Here is a 22,613-nt window from a genome sequence, read left to right on the forward strand (position 1 = left end):
AACAATGTTTTTTAAGTGTTAAGAAAAACCAAAATACATTTATGGCAAAAAATTAAATCTAATTTTATGAATACCATAAAAGTGAAGTTTCAAAAAAAAGAATGTGTTATTTTTTATGTGATTAAAAGGCTTGAATATTTTTTTGGTTTATAAAAAACCCCTATTTAATTCAGTTTATAATGAATTTGTTGCTGTTGTAGCATTGCTAATAACTCGCTAGAAACTTTAACTTTTGTATTTCTACTTGGCAAGTTTACTTCAATTTTTTCTTTGGCATCCCAAATAGTAAATTTTAAAGATTGCTTACCAACATTAGTTTTAAGAATTTTCTGTAAATTGGTAATGGTTTCTTCGTTAATTTCGTCTACAGGAATTTTAATGGTTAATTTTTTGCACAGCTCGTCCATAATATCGTGCAATAATTTCATTTCTGTAAATTTTAATCTTGGTTCTCCAGTAACACCCTCTTTGTTTGTCCAGCCAGGTTGAATGGTACAACGTACAAATAAGAAAGAATTTGGCACTAAAAAGTGCTTCATTTTTAGGTAATCTTCACCAAAAATTCGAAACTCATTACTATCTCCATAATCTTCAATAGTAAATGCTGCCCAACCTTTACCAGCTTTAGAAACACGGTGTTGTACATCTGTAATAATACCAGCAAAAGACAAGTTCATCCCTACATACTTAGAAATATCACCTTTAAAATACTGTAAAGTAGCATTGCAGAAAACGAGCTCATTTTTAAAATCATCTAAAGGATGTGCAGAAATATAAATACCAATAACCTCTTTTTCTTGCGATAATAATTCCATGGTTCCCCAAGTATCACATTTTGGAATATCTGGTTCAGGAAATTGTACTGTAGAAGTTTCACCAAACATAGAAACCTGTGCTGAGTTTTTATTTTCTTGGTATTTACTACCAAATTTTAACGCGCGCTCTAAAAAAGTAAGTCCTTTTTCATCGGTTGCAAAATATTGTGCTCTGTGAGTATCTGTAAAAGAATCAAAAGCACCCGCTTTTATTAAACTATCAAAAGATTTTTTATTTGCTGTTCTTAAATCTACACGCTTTGCCAAATCAAAAATTGAGGTGTAATTCCCATTTTCTTCACGTTCTTTAATAATGGCTTTTACAGCAGAGTTACCAACACCTTTAACAGCAGCCATACCAAAACGAACAGCACCTTCTTGATTTACTGAAAATTTTAAAAAAGATTCATTAATGTCTGGCCCTAAAACTGCTAACCCCATTCGTTTACATTCTTCCATAAAAAACGATACCGATTTTATATCATTCATATTATTAGAAAGCACAGAAGCCATGTATTCTGCAGGATAATGTGCTTTTAAATATGCAGTTTGATAAGCAATCCAAGCATAACAAGTAGAATGCGATTTGTTAAAGGCATAACTTGCAAAGGCTTCCCAATCTTTCCATATTTTTTCTAGCTTTTCTTCATCATGGCCATTTTTACCAGCTTGCTCAATGAATTTGGGTTTCATTTTATCAAGTACAGCAATCTGCTTTTTACCCATGGCTTTACGTAAAACATCAGCTTCACCTTTGGTAAAATCTGCCAGTTTTTGCGAGAGTAGCATTACTTGCTCTTGGTACACCGTAATTCCGTAAGTTTCTGCCAAATACTCTTCCATTGCTGGTAAATCGTATTCAATTTCTTCTGTTCCGTGTTTTCTGTTGATAAAACTCGGAATGTATTCCATTGGTCCAGGTCTGTACAAGGCATTCATTGCAATTAAATCTGCAAAAACGGTTGGTTTTAAAGAACGCATGTGTTTTTGCATCCCTGGAGATTCATATTGAAAAATACCTACTGTTTCTCCTCTTTGAAAGAGTTCGTAAGTTTTTACATCATCTAAAGGAAAATTCTCAGGATCTAATTCTACACCATGTTTTGCTTTTACAATTTTAACAGTATCTTTAATTAAAGTCAGTGTTTTTAATCCTAAGAAATCCATTTTTAACAAACCTGCAGATTCTACAACAGAGTTGTCAAATTGGGTTACATACATGTCTGAATCCTTTGCCAAAGCTACAGGGACATAATTTGTAATATCACCAGGAGTAATAATTACACCACAGGCATGAATACCAGTATTACGAACAGAACCTTCTAAAATAGTCGCTTTATTTATGGTTTCTGAAGTTAAATCATTACCATAAGACATGTTTTTTAGTTCTTCAACTAGCTGTTTTTCTTCAGCACGCAAGCCATCAACTTTACCTTTACTTTTTGGGTCATCACCAAAAATATTTTTAAGCTTTATTCCAGGAATTAATTTGGCAATTCTATCAGCTTCAAAAAGCGGTAAATCTAAAACTCGGGCTGTATCTCTAATCGAAGATTTTGCAGCCATCGTTCCATACGTAATAATTTGTGCAACTTGATTGGCACCATATTTATCAATTACATAATCCATAACTCTGCTTCGTCCTTCATCATCAAAATCAATGTCGATATCTGGCATCGAAACACGCTCAGGATTTAAGAAACGCTCAAAAAGTAAATCGTATTGAATAGGATCTATATTCGTAATCCACAAACAATAGGCAACCACAGAGCCAGCTGCAGAACCACGTCCAGGACCTACAGCCACATCCATTTTTCTGGCTTCTCTAATAAAATCTTCAACAATTAAAAAATACCCTGGATAACCCGTTTTTTCGATTACTTCTAATTCAAAATCTAAACGCTCTTTAATTTTTGGCGTAATTTCTCTATAACGTTTTTTGGCACCTTCAAAAGTTAAGTGTTTTAAGAAATTATTTTCACCACGTTTTCCTCCATCTTCATCATCTTTTGCATCTTTAAACTTTTCGGGAATGTCGAAAGCAGGTAATAAAACATCTCTGGCTAGAGTAAAGATTTCAATCTTATCAACAATTTCTTGAATATTGATAATCGCTTCTGGCAAGTCTGCAAAAAGCGTTTTCATTTCATCTGAAGACTTGAAATAGTACTCTTCATTAGGCAAACCATATCTATAACCACGTCCTTTTCCTTTTGGTGTAGCTTGTTTTTCGCCATCTTTTACACACAATAAAATATCGTGTGCGTTAGCGTCTTTTTTCTCTAAATAAAATGTATTATTGGTCGCAACAATCTTAACATTGTGTTTTTTTGAAAACTTTAATAGCGTTTCATTCACAATGTTTTCATCTTGCTGATTGTGGCGCATCAACTCAATGTAAAAATCATCTTGAAATTCTTGTTTCCACCATAATAAAGCTTCTTCTGCTTGTTTTTCTCCGAGATTTAAAATTTTACTAGGCACTTCACCATAAAGATTTCCTGTTAAAACAATAACATCCTCTTTATATTTTTTGATGATTTCTCTATCAATTCTTGGTACGTAATAAAATCCATCAACAAAAGCAATGGAAGACATTTTTGCTAAATTGTGATAGCCTTTTTTGTTTTTTGCCAGCAAAACTACTTGATAACCATTGTCTTTTTGAGATTTATTGGTGTGATCTTCACAAACATTAAACTCACAACCAATAATTGGTTTTATTGGTTTTTCTGCACTTTTATTATGATTTAAAACAGCACTTACAAAATGAAATGCAGCCATCATATTTGCAGTATCTGTCATAGCCACTGCAGGCATGTTATCTTTTGCTGCAGCTTTTACAATGTTACCAATTTGCATGGTAGATTGTAAAACAGAATATTGCGTGTGGTTGTGTAAATGTGCAAATTGTACATCTTTTAATTCGGCTAAACCTGCTGATGTAGATTTTGTTTCTTGAACATCTTTTAATTTATCGAGACGTTTACGAATTTTATCACTTTCTTGTTTAAGGTTAATGTGCTTTAACCCTATTACTTGAATTGGTTTTGGGTTTGCTTCAGAAAAGTTTTTAAAATAATCTGCATCTACATCTAATTCCTCTTTGGTAAACTCTCTTAATCGAATTAATTCTAAAAAACAACGTGTAGTTGCCTCAACATCTGCAGTTGCATTGTGCGCTTCACCAAAACCAACACCAAATAAATGATTGTGTAATTCTGTTAACGTTGGTAATTTAAATTTACCTCCTCTACCACCAGGAATTTGACACATTTGTGCCGTTTTTTCTGTACAAGTATCTAAAAGTGGCAGTTTTGTTAAGTTATTTTCTACACCTAATCTATGAAATTCACATCCCATAATATTAATATCGAAACCAACATTTTGCCCAACTATAAACTTGGTTTTTTTAAGAGCTTCGTTAAAAAGTGCTAAACCCTTGTCTAGTTTAATACCTTGTTCTTGTGCTAATTCAGTAGAAATTCCGTGAATTCTTTCTGCATCATAAGGTATATTAAAACCTTCTGGTTGTACTAAAAAATCGTTATGTTCTAATACATTTCCCATTGCATCATGCAATTGCCATGCAATTTGAATACACCTTGGCCAGTTGTCTGTGTCTGTAATGGGTGCATTCCAACTTTTGGGTAAACCAGTGGTTTCAGTATCAAAAATTAAGTACATAAATGATTTTTTTTGCTCATTATTTTGGAAGGTTAAATGTACGAAATCATTAAAGACCTCGTGTTGAATATTTTTGATGACTTATCAACAATAATCAATATGATAAAAACGCAAACTCTTTTTAACAAGGCTTACAACTTTGTGTTTTTACGACGATTATAAAAATAATAACTACACACAAAAACGATTTAATTATCTTTGCTGAAAGACAATATAACAAATGAGTAATTTAATTGCACCTTCAATTTTAGCGGCAGATTTTGCCAACTTACAAAGAGACATAGAAATGGTAAACAATAGTGAGGCAGATTGGTTTCATATTGATATTATGGACGGTGTTTTTGTTCCCAACATTTCTTTTGGAATGCCCGTTTTAAAGGCAATTACCAAACATGCTACCAAAACAATTGATGTGCATTTGATGATTGTAAATCCTGATCAATACATACAAACTTTTGCAAATTTAGGCGCAGATATTTTAACAGTACATTACGAAGCTTGTACGCACTTACACAGAACCGTACAAGCTATTAAAACAGCAGGAATGAAAGCCGGAGTTGCCTTAAATCCGCATACACCAATTGCAGTTTTAGAAGATATTATTGCAGATTTAGATTTAGTTTGTATTATGAGTGTGAACCCAGGTTTTGGTGGTCAGTCTTTTATAGAAAATACCTATAAAAAAGTTTCTCAATTGCGTCATTTAATAGAGTTTTCAAAATCTAACTGCCAGATAGAAATTGATGGAGGAGTTACCAACAAAAATGCCAATGCTTTGATTGAAGCTGGGGCCAATGTTTTAGTGGCTGGAAGTTATGTTTTTAAAAGCGATGATCCAACAACAACAATAGCAGATTTAAAAAATAGTATAGCATAATTTGTATGCTGTTGTAGACATAGAAACCACAGGAAATGGGCACAAAGGCCAGAAAATTACTGAAATTTCTATTTTTATTTTTGATGGAAAAGTTGTGGTTGATGAGTTTACGTCTTTGGTAAATCCTGAGCAAAACATTCCACCTTTTATCACCAATTTAACAGGCATAACCAATGCAATGGTTCGTTATGCACCAAAGTTTTATGAAATTGCAAGAAAGGTAGAAGAAATAACCAAAGACACCATTTTTGTAGCTCATAATGTAAACTTCGATTACAACATTATAAAAGATGAATTTAAAAATTTAGGCTTTGATTTTAAACGAAAAAAATTGTGTACTGTTCGTTTAACTCGAAAAATTATACCAGGTTTACGTTCGTATAGTTTGGGTAATATTTGTGCAGATGAAAATATTCCTATAAATGGAAGACACAGAGCTAAAGGTGATGCTGAAGCTACTACAGAATTGTTTCGAAGATTAATTGAAAGAGATGATAAATTTATTATCAATTCTTTTTTAAATCCAAAATCAAGGCAAGCCACTTTACCCCCACTTTTAGATAAAAAAGTAGTTGATAATTTACCTGAAACTTTTGGGGTATACTATTTTAAAAATACCGCTAAAGAAATTATTTATGTGGGGAAAGCCAATAACATCAAACAAAGAGTCATTAGTCATTTTTACGACAAAAAGAAAAAAGAACGAGAATTGTGTATGGAAACTGCTCATATTTCTTACTCAGAAACAGGTAGTGAAATTTTAGCTTTGTTGTTAGAATCATCAGAAATAAAAAATATTTACCCAAAATACAATCGTTCTCAAAAAAACAATGCTGCAACTATTGGTTTATTCTCTTATGAAGACCAAAAAGGAATTATTCATTTGGCGTTTAACAAAGTAAAATTAGTTCCTAATTCCATTATGAATTTCAATTCTTTAGCAGCATGCAGACATTTTTTAGAAAACCTTTGTAAAGAATTTATTTTATGCCCTAAGTATTGTCATTTGCAGACTAACGTAAAAGCTTGCTTTCATCATCAATTAAAAGAATGTAAAGGGGTTTGTTGCGATAAAGAATCCGTTAAAGATTACAACAATCGTGTTCAAAAAGCAATTGATTCTATAGGTTTATCCTTAGAAAACAAGGTAATAAAAGAACAAGGCAGAACCAACAACGAAATTGGTTTTGCGTTAATATTGGGAGGCAAATATCAAGGATTTGGATTTATAGAAAAAAGTATTGCAGACCAATTAACTACCCCAGAAGAGTATCAGTTTTATTTACAGCCACAAAAAGACAACAGAGATATTCAAAGAATTTTAGCGGCTTATTTTAAAAAAAAGGAAGCTATGATAAACCTATAATATTTACCGATTATACGTTAACCTTAACTCACTAAATTACGAGAAAAGTTGATGTAGAAAAATGAGTTTGTCGAAATGTATTGAAGAAATTGCAATATATTTTATTCCGACAAACTCAAAACTTCACTCACTTAAACACTGTTTTTAAATTAATTCAATTGCGCCAACAAATACATACTTAAATCTGTAGTGGTAATAATGCCTTCTAAAACACCTTCTTGAACCACTGGCAATGCATGAAATTCTTTTTCTGCAAATATTTGTGCCACATCCCTTATAGTAGCTTCTGGTGTAACTACTGTTAGATTTTTTGCCATTAGTTGTTGAATGCTAAACATATCGTACACAAAAGCATCAACATTTTCTTCATTATTTGTTACATCTGCAAAACTAATTCTTAACAAATCGGAATAGCTTAACATACCTACAATTTTATCATCATCTACAACAGGAATATGTCTTATTTTATTTTTTTTAAATAATTTCTCAGCTGTTTCTAAACTATCAAAAACACCTAAAGTTATTAAATTAGTACTCATTATTTCGGAAATTGGTGTTCTTTTTTTCATCTTACATCGTATTTAATAATACTTCAAATTTTGCAAATAAACCGCATGTAAACCATGATTTTCATCATGTAATAAATGGTAATTTATTTGTATTAATGAAAGACTTTATCATAAAACTTAGAAGTAGTATCTTTATACTTATAACCATTATTGTTTTTTATGAAAAAATCAGATTACAACATATATATTATTGGTGCAGGTGTAAGTGGATTAGTTTCTGCTCAGGTTTTAGAAAATCATGGATATCACCCTACAATTATTGAAGCTTCTAACACTATTGGTGGCCGAGTACAATCGGATTTGGTAGAAAATTATATTTTAGATCGTGGTTTTCAGGTGTTGTTGACTTCTTACCCTGCCGCGAAACATTACTTGAGTTATACTGATTTAGAATTACAAGAGTTTTTACCTGGAGCTACAATTTTTAAAGATGGAAAATCACAAACCATTGGAGACCCTTTACGCAGTTTTTCTTTATTATTTCCAACACTTTTTGCTTCGGTTGGCAATTTTGCTGATAAAACAAAAATTTTAAAACTAAATGCTCTTTTAAAGAAGAAAAAAGTAGTTGAAATCTTTAGAACTGATGAAAAATCAACCTTAAAATATTTACAAGATTTTGGTTTTTCTGAATCGATAATTAACGATTTTTTCAAACCTTTTTTTAGTGGCATATTTTTAGAACCCAATTTAGCAACCTCAAGCAGAATGTTTGAGTTTGTCTATAAAATGTTTGGTGATGGTTTGGCTGTTTTACCAAAAGGAGGTATTCAAGAAATTCCGAATCAATTAAAATCGAATTTAAAACACACAACTTTTAAATTTAACACACCTGTAAAAGAAGTAAAAGACAGTGATATTATTTTACAAAATGATGCTGTTATTAAAAGTAATATGACCATTATTGCTACAGAAGCCAGTAATTTAGTAGCTAACTTAAAAAATCAAGAAACAGATTGGAAAAGTTGTGATACTTTTTATTTTGAAACCCATCATAGAGTTATCAATAAACCTTTAATTGGTTTAATTGCAGATAAAAACGCACTTATTAATAATATATTTTACCATACAAGTTTAGCAACGTCATCTAAAGGAAATAAAGAATTACTTTCTGTTACAGTAGTAAAAGAACACCAATTATCGAAATTAGATTTGATATTAAGAGTAACAGAAGATTTAAAGAAATACTGTTCTATTGATACTGTAAACCTCTTAAAACATTATCATATTAAAAAAGCTTTGCCTAAGTTAGACAACGTACAGTACGAAATTTCTAGCACAGAAACCAAATTAAAACCAACTGTATTTTTAGCTGGTGACCAATTGTTAAACGGCTCTTTAAATGCTGCAATGATTGCAGGTGAAAGGGCTGCTTTTGGGGTAATACAAACTTTAGAAGATGGCTTAATTGTTGATGAATTGACCTCTGAATATTCATCATAAAAAAACTCAAAACAAATTTAACTAGTTTGTTTTGAGATTTGTAATCTATAAAAAACCAATAGTTTATACGTTACTTAATTTATCCCCCAAAAAAATAAGTTGTATAAATCTATTGGTTTTTTACTGTACAATAACAACTTAGTTGTCTTGTATTGTTTCTTTTATTGAGTTTTGTTTGTGATCTTTTTTATCTTTACAAAGTGCAAAAGTAAATAACGCAACTTCTGCAAGCAATAAAGCAATTTTTAGCTTTTTACTTTTACTTACAGCCGCAGTTAATCCTAAAATTTTTGTAGCAATCATAATTTTTATTTTTTTGTTACTTCAAAATTAGTAGGATTGTGGTGTGCAAATTAATGCATTTCATTTAAAAAGTAACGCAAATAAAAAATCTCAAAATGTAAAATTTTGAGATTTGAATGTTTTAGAAAGAAAAGTGAGCTTAAATTCCGTCTCCTAATTCTTTTAATTTTTCTGTGTTTTCGGCTAACATTAATTCGTCTATAATTTTCTGAATATCGCCATTTACAATGTTAGACAAATCGTATAAAGTTAAATTTATTCTATGATCTGTAACTCTACCTTGTGGATAGTTGTAGGTTCTAATTTTTGCACTTCTATCTCCAGAAGTAACCATAGAACCACGTTTTGCAGCGTCTTCTGCTTGTTTTTTTGCCAATTCTAAATCGTATAAACGAGAACGTAAAACTTTAAACGCTTTCTCTTTATTTTTATGCTGACTTTTTTGATCTTGACATTGCGCCACTAAACCAGTAGGTATGTGCGTTAAACGAACTGCAGAATAGGTAGTATTTACAGACTGACCCCCAGGACCTGAAGAACAGAAAAAATCGATTCTTACATCTTTTGGATTGATTTCTACATCAAATTCTTCTGCTTCTGGAAAAACCATACACGTTGCTGCTGAAGTATGCACACGACCTTGTGTTTCTGTTTGCGGTACTCTTTGTACACGATGCACACCAGCTTCAAATTTTAACGTTCCGTAAACGTCATCGCCATTTACTTCGAACTGAATTTCTTTAAAACCACCATTTGTACCTTCAGAATAATCTACTGTAGAAACTTTCCAACCTTTACTTTCGCAATATTTGCTATACATTCTAAACAAATCTCCAGCAAAAATACTGGCTTCATCTCCACCTGTACCCGCACGTAATTCTACGACTGCATTTTTAGAATCTTCAGGATCTTTAGGTATCAGCAAAAATTTTATTTCTTCTTCTAATTCAGGAATTCTAGCATTGGCCTCTTCAATTTCCATTTTAGCCATTTCTGTCATTTCAGCATCAGAACCATCAGCAATAATTTCTTTAGCTTCTTCAATATTGTTGGTTAAGGTTTGGTATTCATCACCTTTTTTAACAACATCACCTAAATCTTTATATTCCTTCATCAATTGCGCATAACGTTTTTGATCCATAATGATTTCTGGCTGAATAATTAAATCAGAAACCTCATCATAACGTTGTTTTACAATTCTTAATTTATCTAACATCTTCTACTCTTTTCTTGGATTGCGAATTTACAATTTTTTATCTTAACTATTTTTTATTTTCATTTAACTATATTTGAAACAAAACTGCATGCATACTTTTAAAAAACTAAAATTATACCTTTATTTTTTTAAAGGAAAATTTTTTATTCCATTAATCTTTAGTGTATTTATAGTGTACACGTTTCAACTTTTATTTTTAGGTTTTATGGGTTTGGCATGTACCAGTGTTTTTGTTTGGTTTTACCATCATTATTTAAATGATATAAAAAAACAACATTTGTATTTCTATTTTAATTTTGGTCTTAGCGAATTACAGCTTTATATATTTACGTTTATTTTGAATTTAATTTTATTACTAATCTCTTATTACTTACTACAATGAACGTGCTTGAGGTAGATAATATTGAATTAAATTTTGGCTCAAAACAAATATTAAATGCTATTTATTTTAAAGCCGAAAAAGGACAAGTAACTGGTATTTTAGGAAGTAATGGATCTGGAAAAACATCACTTTTACGAATCATTTTTGGTGAGTTAAGACCAAATAATAAACTAATACGTATTGACCATAAACCAATTCTAAATGCACTATATAAAAACGAATATATAAAATACTTACCTCAATTTCATAGCATACCCAATTCTTTTACTATTAAAAAGGCTTTCTATTATTTTAGTTGTTCTGTAGATGCTTTTGTAAATGATTTTCCAAATTTTAAAAAGTATAAAAACCTTCGTTTTTCAGAACTTTCAGGTGGAGAAAGAAGATTGATTGAAGTTTATTTACACATAAAATCTGATGCTAAAATTATATTGTTAGATGAACCTTTTTCTCATTTAGCACCTCTATACATCGAAAAAATAAAGGAGATAATTGCTATTGAAAAAAAACATAAAATTTTTGTTATTACAGACCATTTATTTAAAGATATTTTAGATATTTCTGATGCTATTTATCTGTTAAAAAATGGATGGAGCAAGTTGATTAAAAATACTAATGATTTAATTTTTTACAGGTATACCAATTCAATATGAAAAAACTACTTTTATTATCTGTTATTTTACTGATTTTTTCTTGCAAAAATGAAACCAAAACCTCTGAAAAACCCACTTTTTTAATTGGCGAATGGAAGCGTTTAAATGATAAACCTGGCAGCCAAACATACGAAATGTGGAACACCAATTTAATAGGTATGGGATATACCATGAAAGGTAAAAAAAGATCTTTTCAAGAGATTTTAAGTATTGTAAAAATTGATGATACGTTACATTTAGAAGTAAAAGGCGTAAATGAAAAAGCTACTTTATTTAAGTTTACAAATCAAACAGATACATCTTTTGTTTGTGAAAATCCAAAAAACGAATTCCCAAAAAAAAATCACCTATTTTAAAGATGGTAAACAATTAAAAGCAATGGTTGAAGCAGATGATTTTAGGATTGATTTTATTTTTGATAGAGTACATTAATTTTGGTTTTTAGGAAGTGAAAAGAAAAATGTAGTTCCGATTTTTTCTTTACTCTCAACCCAAATTTTTCCGTTATAAAATTCAACTATCTTTTTTACAGTAGATAAACCTATACCAGAAGACGAGCCTACATTATCTAATTTAGAAAACACGTTAAATATTTTATTAAAATACTTAGACTCTATTCCTATTCCGTTATCTTTTACAAAAAACTCGAAATTATCTTCTTTCTCTGAACACCCTATTTCTATAACTCCGTTTTCTTTATCATTATAATTAATAGCATTTTGAATTAAATTTTGAAATAATTGATTAAAACGCCACGTATTTCCGTACAAAATAGGTAGATTTTCTTGCACCTTAATTTTAATATTTTTGGGCACTAAAGTAAGTTTAATAACTTCTTGTACAATGGTATTTAAATCTACGTTTCGATCTCTTGTTTCTAATCGATTAACTTTAGAGTAATCTAAGATACCTTTAATTAAAAGATCCATTTTTTCAATATTAAACAATACTTCGTGTAACGATTGCAAAGCTGTTTCATCAACCAAATGCTTATTATCACTGATAAACCAAGTTAGTAGTGTGTGCATGTTGATTAAAGGTGCTTTTAAATCGTGCGACACCATTTGCGCGTAGTCATTTAATTGCTCATTTTGACTCGATAAGTGTTTTAATAACTCCTCTTTTTTCTCTTCTTGTTTCTGTATTTGCTCTTCTTGTTCTGCCCTTTGAATAATATTTACCAACATGTTTGCAAAAACAAATAAAATGTTTTTTTCATCTTCAGAATAGGTATGCAACTCTTTTACCGAATCAAAACCAATAAAGCCAATTAACTCGTTATTTTTAATTTTTGGTATTGTAATTAAGCTTTTAATACCTTGAGGTTCTAAAACAGCACGCAAACCCATTTCACCATCTTCTGGTAAAAGACTAACATTTTCTACATAAAGAGCCTCGCCTTTACTATGAACATCTAACCAGTCTTTTACATGTTCTATAGGAACATTTTGTAAGTTATCAATTTCTGGTTCAGTTCCTTCACTGCACCATTCGTGGGTATTAGAGCAGGTTTTATTCACAAAATCATACGAAAAAATATAACTTCTATCAGCACCAACAAATTGACCAATTTTTTTTAAAGATTCTTTAATAAGCTCGTCAGATTTTGATAAATCTGCATTAATATATTTTGTAGAAATGCTTATGAGCAAGTCTTGAAACCGTAATTGATAATCGATTATTTTATCTTTTTCAATTTGGGATAAATCATTTTTTTTCATCAAATTCACTTTTTTTGTAAGTAAAATATTCATTTACTTATAGACAGAAAACAATATATAAAAATAAATCTTTTCCACGAACTTATAAAATGATAAAAAAACTCTTACCTAATAATTAGCTTAACCTCAATTTGAAGAACCGCTTTTATTAGCGATTAAGCAGTATTTTTTATAACTTTTACCTATCTGCAATACAACGCACAATAATTTCTTTATCAAAAAAACATTATCTTAGTTTTTACATTTCCTTTTTATTCAAAAAAAATAGTATTGAGTAGCGTTTAACATACTAACCAAAATATACAATACCATGAAACAAAATTTTGTATTTATAAGCATCGTATTTGCTTTTTTCTTTAGCAGTCTAAGTTCTGCCCAAGACAAAGTATTACAACTAAAAGATTATAGCAAATGGAAACGTATAGTATCCTCAAAAATTTCTTCGGATGGAGAGTGGTTTACCTATGGTCTTAAGCCAAATGGCGGTGATGATACTTTATTTATAAAAAAAACAACCGCTGCTACTTCAAACTTTAGCTATCGTATTCCTTACGCGAGTTCACCTTCATTTTCTAGCGACAGCAAATGGGCAGCCTATCTTATTTCTCCATCAAAAAAAGCTGCTAAAAAACTAAAAAAGTCAAGAAAAAAAGCATTCAAAACAGCTGAGTTAAGAAATCTTATTACTGGTGATTCTATTCGTTTTAAAAGAGCAAAATCGATGACATTTTCTGAAGACGGAAACTACTTTGCCATATCTTTAGAGAAGCCAGAAAGTGATAAATCTAAACACAAAGGGCAAGATTTGCTTATTATAGATTTAAAAACCCTTTCAACTTTAAATTTTGGTAATGTTAACGAATTTTCATTTAACAAAAACTCCACCCATATTGCATATACCATAGATGCAGCTGAAATGGTTGGTAATGGTTTGTATGTATACGATCTTAGCAAAAACAAACTACAGAATTTAGATAGCGATAGAAAAACATATAGCAATCTTACTTGGGATGATGCAAACGTACTCAAGAAAGATTGGGACACTAAAGGTACTCAAATTGCAGTATTAAAAGGTAAAAAAATAGATACCTTAGAGCAGAGAAACAATATGCTTTTAGTAGTCTCTAACGTGCATCAAACTCCAACCAAAAAGACGCTAAATATAAAGAAAACATCTAATTTTCCTAAAAACTTTGTAGTTAGTGAAAAAGGACGTTTGCAATTTAGCAACGATGGGAGTTTTGTTTTGTTTGGAATTAAAGAGCAAGAAAAAAAAGTAAAGTTATCTAAAGATACCATTGCCAATCTTGATATTTTTCATTGGAATGATGAAACTATTAATTCTGTACAAAGAAGAAGAGCAAGTAGAAATAGAAACTTTACCTATTGGGCATCATACCAATTTAAAAATAATGTATTTACCAGACTTACTGACGATAGTATGCGTAATTTATTATTCTCTAGAAACTCAGACTATTGGGTAGGCCGTAATCCAAAACCTTATATTAATGATGTAAATTGGGGAGTATCTCCTGCAGATTTATATCGTGTTAATCTAAAAACTGGAAAACGTGACCTTATGGTTAAGTTAATCAAAAGACCTTTAGGCTATTCACCTGATGGAAATTATTACGCCGTACAAAAAGACACAGCTATTCATATCATAGATTTAGCAAATAATAGAGTAACCAATATTTCTAAAGCTGCTAATGTAAACTTTATGAACTTAGAGCATCCTTATCCTCATGAAAAACCACCTTATGGTTTAGCAGGATGGACAAAAGATGGCGCTTCAATTATCTTAAATCATAAATATGATTTGTGGTCATTAAAATTAGATGGTTCTGCTGCTAAAAATATAACGCAAGGATTGGGAGACAAAGAAGAAATTAGATTTAGATACCAAAACCTAAATGCTAATGATCCTTACATAGACACCAAAAAACCACTACTTTTAAATGCCTATGGTGAATGGACAAAAAAGGCCGGTTTTTACGAATCAAAAGTGGGTAAAAAACCAAAAGCATTGCTTTTTGATGACTATGCATTTACCAGAATTATAAAAGCAGAAAATGCTGATAAGGTTGTATTTACCAAAGAATCTTTTGTAACATTTCCAGATTACCATGTAAGTAATCTTTCATTCAGAAAACCTAACAGGTTAACGGATGCCAATCCGCAGCAAAAAGAATACAAATGGGGTTCTAAAGTGTTGGTTGATTATACTAACAGTAAAGGAGACAAGTTACAAGGTACACTTACCCTTCCACCAGATTATGAAAAGGGTAAAAAATATCCTATGGTTGTGTATTTCTACGAGAAAATGTCTAACAGACACCATCGTTATTATATGCCATCTTATGATGATCGTCCACATGGCTCTACTTATGCTAGTAATGGGTATTTATTCTTTCAACCAGACAATGTTTACGAGGTAGGAAAACCAGGCACAAGCTCTTTAGATTGTATTACATCTGCAACTCAAAAAGTAATTGATTTAGGCTATGCAGATCCTAAAAAAATTGGGTTACAAGGGCATAGTTGGGGTGGTTATCAATCTTCATTTATACTCACACAAACAGATATGTTTGCTTGTGTAGTAACTGGAGCACCACCTACAGATCTAGAAAGTTTTTACAATAATATTTACGGAAATACAGGAACCAACCATGTTGGTATTATGGAAATTGGACAAGTAAGAATGGGTAGAGGTGTTACACCATGGACACATCGTGAAATTTATCAGCGAGAAAACCCAATGTTTCATGCGCAAAAAATTAAAGTTCCTTTTATGATATTACATGGAACAGCTGATGGTGCTGTAGATTGGACACAAGGTCTTGAGTTTTACAATGCTGCAAGAAGGTTAGGCAAAGAAGTTATCTTCTTATCCTATCCAGATGAACCTCATCATTTAAGAGTTGAGGCCAATCAAAAAGATTTTCAGGTTAGAATGAAACAATATTTTGATCATTATTTAATGGATAAAGAAGCCCCTAAATGGATGACTGATGGCATACCTCATCTAAAAAAACTGTATGATAAAGCGAAATAGTTTTTACTAAAAATTATCTAGGATTTATTCTTAAACATAAAAAAACTTCCAATACAAATTATTGTCTTGGAAGTTTTTAGTGTTAGAGAGTGATTATCCACACTTTGAAGAACCACATTCTTGACAAGTTAAACATCCTTCTTGATAAATTAAATCTGTAGAATTACAATTATCACAGGTTTGTCCTTTTGCTTTTGTACCATCTTCTACATAACGTTTTAAAGCTCTTTGCACACCGTTTTTCCAAGTGTTGATAGAAGCTGTGTCTAGTTGCAAACTATTAATTAAATCGACAACTTTATCAATTGGCATTCCATGACGTAAAGTACCCGAAATTAGCTTTGCATAATTCCAAAATTCTGGATTAAATTTATGAGACAAACCTTCTATAGTGGTTTTATAACCTCTTTTATTTTTGTACTGAAAATCGTAACGAGAAGCACCATTTTCATCTCTGCTTTTAATAATTACTCCTTTTTCTACAGAACGTGGAATTAAAATTCCGTCTTCATCATCTACCAAACCCGTAAAAATTTCATAAGGTTTGTGATCAAAAATACCTACAAAAGCAATCCATTTTTCTTTTTGATTTTGAAAACGAACCACATCTGCCTCTAATTCTACAGGTCTTTTTTTAGGAAAACCTGCATTAATTGTTTTGTCTTCGGTTTTATCATCCGTAGAAATTAAAACGCCAGCTCTAGAACCATCTCTATACACAGTAACCCCTTTACAACCAACTTGCCAGGCTTTTAAATACAATTCGCCCACCAAATCTTCTGTAACATTATTAGGTAAATTTACAGTTACACTAATGGAATGATCTACCCATTTTTGAATAGCACCTTGCATGGTTACTTTACTTAACCAATTGATATCGTTTGATGTGGCTTTATAATATGGCGATTTTTTAACAAGCTCATTTAATTCTTCTTGTGTAAAGTTTTTAGAAGAATCTATGTTATTTACTTCCATCCATTGTTTAAATCGATGATGAAAAACTACATATTCTTCCCAAGAATCGCCAACTTCATCCACAAAATCTACGCGAATATCTTTGTCATTAGGATTTACTTTTTTTCTACGTTTATAGACTGGCATAAAAACTGGTTCTATTCCAGAGGATGTTTGCGTCATTAAACTTGTTGTTCCTGTTGGAGCGATGGTTAGCAAAGCAATATTTCTACGTCCATGTTCTAGCATTTCGTAGTACAATTTACTATCGGCTTCTTTTAAGCGTAAAATAAATGGATTTTCTTTTTCTCTAGCTGCATCAAAAATTGAAAAAGCACCTCTTTCTTTGGCTAAATTTACAGAAGCTCTGTAGGTTTCTACTGCCAACGTTTTATGAACTTTGGTAGAAAATGCATTGCCTTTTTCACTTCCATAACGAATTCCTAAAGCCGCTAACATATCTCCTTCTGCAGTAATTCCAATTCCTGTTCTTCTACCCTCATAAGCTTTTTGTCTGATGTTTAACCACAGATTTTTTTCTGTGGCTTTTACAGTATCTTCTTCAGGATCTGCATCAATCTTTGCTAAAATTCCATCAATTTTTTCTAACTCTAAATCAATGATATCATCCATCATTCTTTGAGCAACAACAATATGTTTTTTAAATAATTTAAAATTGAATTCTGCCTTTTCTGTAAACGGATTTTCTACATAAGAAAATAAGTTGATTGCCAACAAACGACAAGAATCATAAGGGCATAAAGGAATTTCTCCACAAGGATTTGTAGAAACTGTTTTGTATCCTAAATCTGCATAGCAATCTGGTACAGATTCGTTAATTATGGTATCCCAAAATAAAATTCCGGGTTCTGCGGATTTCCAAGCATTGTGTACAATTTTTTTCCAAATTTTAGTAGCTTCTATCTCCTTTGTATACACAGGATTTTTACTAAATGTTGGATATTTTTGTGTGTACTTTTCATCCGCTTTTACAGCTTTCATAAAAGCATCATCTATTCTTACAGAAACATTGGCTCCAGTAACTTTTCCTTGTTCTAATTTAGCATCGATAAAATCTTCTGCATCTGGGTGATTGATAGAAACCGACAGCATTAAAGCACCTCTTCTACCATCTTGTGCAACTTCTCTGGTTGAGTTTGAGTAACGCTCCATAAAAGGCACAATTCCTGTGGAAGTTAACGCAGAATTTTTAACAGGAGAGCCTTTTGGACGAATGTGAGATAAATCGTGCCCAACACCACCTCTACGTTTCATTAACTGCACCTGTTCTTGATCTATTTTTAGAATTCCACCATAAGAATCTGACTCGCCATTATTACCAATTACAAAACAATTAGACAACGATGCAATTTGAAACGGATTCCCAATTCCGGCCATAGGACTTCCTTGAGGAACAATGTATTTAAAGTTTTTAATGACATCAAAAATTTCTTGTTCGGTTAACGGGTTTTTATATTTCTGCTCTATTCTTGCAATTTCTGATGCAATTCTTTGATGCATTTCATCTGGTGATTTCTCGTAAATATTATTTAAAGAATCTTTTAATGCATATTTATTTAACCATACAGAGGCTGCTAATTCATCGCCTTTAAAATATGTTTTTGCAGCTTGTAAAGCTTCTTCTCTTAAATACGTTTTTGTTAGAGAAAGCACAGTTTTAGATTTCATTGTTTTTGGTAAATTAAGTTGATTTAGAAGAAATAAAAATCCTTAAAAAACGAAACTTAAAAGATGATAATTATCATATAATTTTCAATAAAAAAAAATAAACAACTAATTATAAGACAGTTAAAAACTTATTAACACAAAAAAGTTAACAAGTAAATTCAATTATAGAAAATGAATTTTACATAAAATCACTAAATAAAACCTTTGTTGATGTACTCAATTTTGTAGAAATAAACCTTGTAAAACCGTATTTTATACTTGGTTTTTAGCGTCTTCTAATCCCCATTGATCTAGACTTCTTAAGATATTTTCTAAAGACTTTCCTCTTTCAGTTAAACCATATTCTACTTTTGGAGGCACTACAGGATAAACCTTTCTAAAAACCAAACCATCTTTTTCTAATTCTCTAACTGTTTGGGTAAACATTTTGTTTGATATTCCATTGATATGTTTCTGTAAAACACCAGAACGTAAATCGCCATCTAACAAATGAAACAATAATAAAGGTTTCCATTTTGTACCTATTAAATTCATAGTATAATTTAAAGGACATTTAATTTCTTTATTCAATTTTTAAATGTATTTTATTGATATTCATTATTTTACTAATTTTGGTAACTATACTACTTTTTAGTAAGTTATTGCCAAACAGGTAAATATAAATTAATTTTGCAACTTAAATCGATAAAACTATGACAACAAATAAAAATTATCCGAAATCATTTTCACATATAGGTTTAACAGTACCAGATATAAAAGAAGCTGTGAAATTTTACTCAGAAGTTATGGGTTGGTACATTATTATGGAACCTTCTACCATTAAAAAAGAAGCTGAAACTGCAATTGGCCAAATGTGTATTGACGTTTTTGGTAATGATTGGGAAGAGTTTGAAATTGCACATTTAGCAACTTCTGATGGTGTTGGTGTTGAATTATTTTGTTTTCCACATGGTGTAAAAGAAGCACCTGAGTTTACTCCTTTTAACACAGGACTTTTCCATTTTTGTATTCAAGATCCTAATATTGAAGATTTAATTGATAAAATTGTGGCTTATGGAGGGAAACAAAGAATGCCAATTAGAGCGTATTACCCAAAAGATAAACCTTTTAAAATGTGTTATGTAGAAGATCCTTTTGGAATTGTTTTTGAAATTTACACTCACAGTTACGAGTTAACGTATTCGTCTGGCGCTTATCAAAAGAAATAATTCCGAATTATTTCAATACTAAAAAACCTCTAAATTTTAATCAATTTAGAGGTTTTTAAATATTTTAAATTTAGGATTATTCATAAATGAATTCACCAAACTCGCTTTTAATAGTTAACTTTTTTATTTCTGATGCTTCTACTCTACCTACAATTTTAGCATCAACATTAAAAGATTTAGAAATAGAAATAATGTCTTCTGCAATTTCTGGAGTAACATACACTTCCATTCTATGACCACAATTAAATACTTGATACATTTCTTTCCAATCTGTTTTAGACTGTTCTTGTATTAATTTAAACAATGGCGGAATTGCAAACATATCATCTTTTACAATATGCAAATTATCAACAAAATGTAAAATTTTGGTTTGCGCTCCACCAGAACAATGAATCATTCCATGCACTTTATCCGAAGAAAAATGAGATAAAATTTCTTTAATAATTGGTGCATACGTTCTTGTTGGTGATAACACTAATTTACCAGCATCAATAGGAGAATCTTTTACTTCATCAGTTAATTTAGTACCTCCTGAATATACCAATTCTTCTGGTACAGCAGCATCAAAACTTTCTGGATATTTATCTGCTAAATACTTATGAAAAACATCGTGTCTTGCAGAAGTTAATCCATTAGAACCCATACCTCCATTATATTCGGTTTCGTAAGTTGCTTGTCCAAAAGATTCTAAACCAACAATTACATCACCAGCTTTTATGTTGGCATTATCAATAACATCAGAACGTCTCATTCTTGCAGTTACTGTTGAATCTACTATAATTGTGCGCACTAAATCTCCAACATCTGCTGTTTCTCCTCCTGTTGAATGTATGGTAACTCCGAATTTTTTTAAATCTTCGATTAACTCTTCTGTTCCGTTAATAATTGCTGATAAAACTTCGCCAGGAATTTTACTTTTGTTACGACCAATAGTGGAAGAAAGTAGTATATTATCTGTTGCGCCAACACATAATAAATCGTCTATATTCATAATTAACGCATCTTGCGCTATGCCTTTCCAAACAGAAATATCTCCTGTTTCTTTCCAATACATGTAAGCCAAAGAAGATTTTGTACCTGCACCATCTGCATGCATTATTAAACAATAATCATCGTCATTGGTTAAATAATCTGGTACTATTTTACAAAATGCTTTCGGAAACAAACCTTTGTCTATATTCTTAATTGCATTGTGCACATCTTCTTTTGATGCAGAAACACCTCTTTGTGCGTATCTTTTAGAAACTTCTTGACTCATATTGTATTGTTGATTTTTGCAAATTTAGTTTTTTGATTAGATAAAATACAAAAAACAGAGATGAATGTTTATTTTATGACATACAAAAATCAATATATTAAAAAAAGACCTTAGCTATTTTACAAAAATACCTAAGGTCTTTACACTAATAAATATACTATTTTAAGAAGCTGCTCTTAGCTTTTTTAATGTTGAATTTGATAGTTTGGCTTCTGCGTATTCTTTAGTTACGTTAAATTCTTTATCTTCAGAACTTGGTAAATCGAACATTGCATCTGTAAAAATAGCTTCACATAAAGAGCGTAATCCTCTAGCTCCTAATTTATATTCTACTGCTTTTTCTACAATGTAATTTAAGGCATCTTCCTCTATAGTAAACGCTACGTCATCCATTACAAACAACTTTGCATATTGTTTGATAATCGAGTTTTTGGGTTCTGTTAAAATAGCACGTAATGTTTTAGCATCTAAAGGATTCATATAACTTAAAACCGGTAAACGCCCAATAATTTCTGGTATTAAACCAAAAGATTTTAAATCTAAAGGTGTGATGTATTGTAATAAGTTTTCTTCGTCTATTTTGTCTTCATCTAAAGAGGCTCCAAAACCAACTGCTTGTCTGTTTAATCGTTTGCTAATTAATCGATCTATGCCAGAAAATGCACCGCCTGCAATAAATAAAATATCTTTTGTATTTACTTCGATAAATTTTTGCTCTGGATGTTTACGACCTCCTTTAGGCGCTACATTTACAACAGCGCCTTCTAATAATTTTAATAAAGCTTGTTGAACGCCTTCGCCAGAAACATCTCTGGTTATGGATGGATTATCGCCTTTTCTTGCAATTTTATCAATTTCATCAATAAAAACAATACCTCTTTGCGCTTTTTCTACATCGTAATCTGCTGCTTGCAGTAACCTACTTAAGATACTCTCTACATCTTCGCCAACATAACCTGCTTGCGTTAATACAGTAGCATCTACTATAGAAAATGGTACGTTTAACATTTTTGCAATTGTTCTTGCAACTAATGTTTTACCTGTACCTGTTTCCCCTACCAAAACAATGTTAGATTTTTCAATTTCTACATCATCATTTGTATCTTCTTGTAACAATCTTTTATAGTGATTGTACACAGCTACAGCCATTGCACGTTTGGTTTCGGTTTGCCCAATAATGTATTGATCTAGGAAATCTTTAATTTCTAACGGTTTTTTTAAAGTTAAATCTTTAGCTAGTGAACTAGATTTAGATTCAGAAATTTCTTCTTCTACAATACCATGTGCTTGTTCTATACATTTATCACAAATATGGGCATCCATACCTGCAATAAGCAAATCTGTTTCGGCTTTTTTACGTCCGCAAAACGAACACTCTAAGTTTTCTTCTTTTGACATTTTTATGAATCTTAAGTTG

Annotated in this window: 16 protein-coding genes; 7 read left to right on the forward strand and 9 right to left on the reverse strand. The window is 31.0% G+C overall.

Going from position 1 to position 22,613, the window contains the following annotated elements:
* Positions 1-164: 164 nt before the first annotated feature.
* Entirely contained in the window at positions 165-4,502 is a 4,338-nt protein-coding gene (dnaE, locus tag ACW9UN_RS05570; protein ID WP_459484658.1) for a DNA polymerase III subunit alpha, read from the reverse strand.
* Between the two features lie 220 nt (positions 4,503-4,722).
* On the opposite strand from dnaE, the gene rpe reads away from it, so the two are divergent.
* Entirely contained in the window at positions 4,723-5,379 is a 657-nt protein-coding gene (rpe, locus tag ACW9UN_RS05575) for a ribulose-phosphate 3-epimerase (RefSeq protein ID WP_459484660.1), read from the forward strand.
* 1 nt (position 5,380) lies between these two features.
* Positions 5,381-6,745: an exonuclease domain-containing protein gene (locus tag ACW9UN_RS05580; RefSeq protein ID WP_459484663.1), complete on the forward strand. Its 1,365-nt coding sequence runs from the start codon at positions 5,381-5,383 to the stop codon at positions 6,743-6,745.
* Between the two features lie 149 nt (positions 6,746-6,894).
* Here the strand turns inward: ACW9UN_RS05580 and ACW9UN_RS05585 are convergent, their stop codons facing one another.
* The gene (locus tag ACW9UN_RS05585) at positions 6,895-7,314 is read right to left on the reverse strand and encodes a CBS domain-containing protein (protein ID WP_459484666.1); all 420 of its coding nucleotides are present in this window, start codon (positions 7,312-7,314) and stop codon (positions 6,895-6,897) included.
* A 159-nt stretch (positions 7,315-7,473) separates the two neighbouring features.
* On the opposite strand from ACW9UN_RS05585, the gene ACW9UN_RS05590 reads away from it, so the two are divergent.
* Entirely contained in the window at positions 7,474-8,757 is a 1,284-nt protein-coding gene (locus ACW9UN_RS05590) for an FAD-dependent oxidoreductase (protein ID WP_459484668.1), read from the forward strand.
* 138 nt (positions 8,758-8,895) lie between these two features.
* On the opposite strand, the gene ACW9UN_RS05595 is transcribed toward ACW9UN_RS05590, so the two are convergent.
* Both ACW9UN_RS05595 and prfA read right to left on the reverse strand, forming a co-directional pair.
* On the reverse strand, positions 8,896-9,060 hold the full coding sequence (locus ACW9UN_RS05595; protein ID WP_459484669.1) for a hypothetical protein: 165 nt from the start codon (positions 9,058-9,060) through the stop codon (positions 8,896-8,898).
* A 139-nt stretch (positions 9,061-9,199) separates the two neighbouring features.
* Complete coding sequence (gene prfA / locus ACW9UN_RS05600) at positions 9,200-10,276, reverse strand: peptide chain release factor 1 (RefSeq protein ID WP_459484671.1); 1,077 nt, start codon at positions 10,274-10,276, stop codon at positions 9,200-9,202.
* Positions 10,277-10,654: 378 nt separating this feature from the next.
* Here prfA and ACW9UN_RS05605 point away from each other — a divergent pair, with 378 nt between their 5' ends.
* Positions 10,655-11,311: an ATP-binding cassette domain-containing protein gene (locus ACW9UN_RS05605; RefSeq protein ID WP_459484673.1), complete on the forward strand. Its 657-nt coding sequence runs from the start codon at positions 10,655-10,657 to the stop codon at positions 11,309-11,311.
* The gene (locus tag ACW9UN_RS05610; RefSeq protein WP_459484675.1) at positions 11,308-11,667 is read left to right on the forward strand and encodes a DUF6265 family protein; all 360 of its coding nucleotides are present in this window, start codon (positions 11,308-11,310) and stop codon (positions 11,665-11,667) included. The genes ACW9UN_RS05605 and ACW9UN_RS05610 overlap by 4 nt, the downstream gene beginning before the upstream one ends.
* A gap of 72 nt (positions 11,668-11,739) precedes the next feature.
* On the opposite strand, the gene ACW9UN_RS05615 is transcribed toward ACW9UN_RS05610, so the two are convergent.
* Entirely contained in the window at positions 11,740-13,032 is a 1,293-nt protein-coding gene (locus tag ACW9UN_RS05615) for a GAF domain-containing sensor histidine kinase (protein ID WP_459484677.1), read from the reverse strand.
* A gap of 310 nt (positions 13,033-13,342) precedes the next feature.
* Between ACW9UN_RS05615 and ACW9UN_RS05620 the strand changes: the two genes are divergently transcribed.
* Entirely contained in the window at positions 13,343-16,087 is a 2,745-nt protein-coding gene (locus tag ACW9UN_RS05620) for a S9 family peptidase (RefSeq protein ID WP_459484679.1), read from the forward strand.
* A 93-nt stretch (positions 16,088-16,180) separates the two neighbouring features.
* Here ACW9UN_RS05620 and ACW9UN_RS05625 read toward each other — a convergent pair whose 3' ends face one another.
* Both ACW9UN_RS05625 and ACW9UN_RS05630 read right to left on the reverse strand, forming a co-directional pair.
* On the reverse strand, positions 16,181-18,730 hold the full coding sequence (locus ACW9UN_RS05625) for an adenosylcobalamin-dependent ribonucleoside-diphosphate reductase (RefSeq protein WP_459484681.1): 2,550 nt from the start codon (positions 18,728-18,730) through the stop codon (positions 16,181-16,183).
* A gap of 252 nt (positions 18,731-18,982) precedes the next feature.
* Positions 18,983-19,264, reverse strand: a complete 282-nt coding sequence (locus tag ACW9UN_RS05630; RefSeq protein WP_459484958.1) for a winged helix-turn-helix transcriptional regulator — start codon at positions 19,262-19,264, stop codon at positions 18,983-18,985.
* A gap of 158 nt (positions 19,265-19,422) precedes the next feature.
* Between ACW9UN_RS05630 and ACW9UN_RS05635 the strand changes: the two genes are divergently transcribed.
* Positions 19,423-19,938, forward strand: coding sequence for a VOC family protein (locus ACW9UN_RS05635; protein ID WP_459484683.1), 516 nt, complete (start codon positions 19,423-19,425; stop codon positions 19,936-19,938).
* A gap of 76 nt (positions 19,939-20,014) precedes the next feature.
* Here the strand turns inward: ACW9UN_RS05635 and ACW9UN_RS05640 are convergent, their stop codons facing one another.
* Positions 20,015-21,196 carry an AIR synthase related protein gene (locus tag ACW9UN_RS05640; protein WP_459484686.1) on the reverse strand — a complete coding sequence of 394 codons (1,182 nt, stop codon included), beginning with the start codon at positions 21,194-21,196 and terminating at the stop codon, positions 20,015-20,017.
* Between the two features lie 162 nt (positions 21,197-21,358).
* Positions 21,359-22,594 carry an ATP-dependent Clp protease ATP-binding subunit ClpX gene (gene clpX / locus ACW9UN_RS05645; protein ID WP_459484688.1) on the reverse strand — a complete coding sequence of 412 codons (1,236 nt, stop codon included), beginning with the start codon at positions 22,592-22,594 and terminating at the stop codon, positions 21,359-21,361.
* Positions 22,595-22,613: the final 19 nt, after the last annotated feature.

This window comes from Polaribacter litoreus (assembly GCF_054584775.1).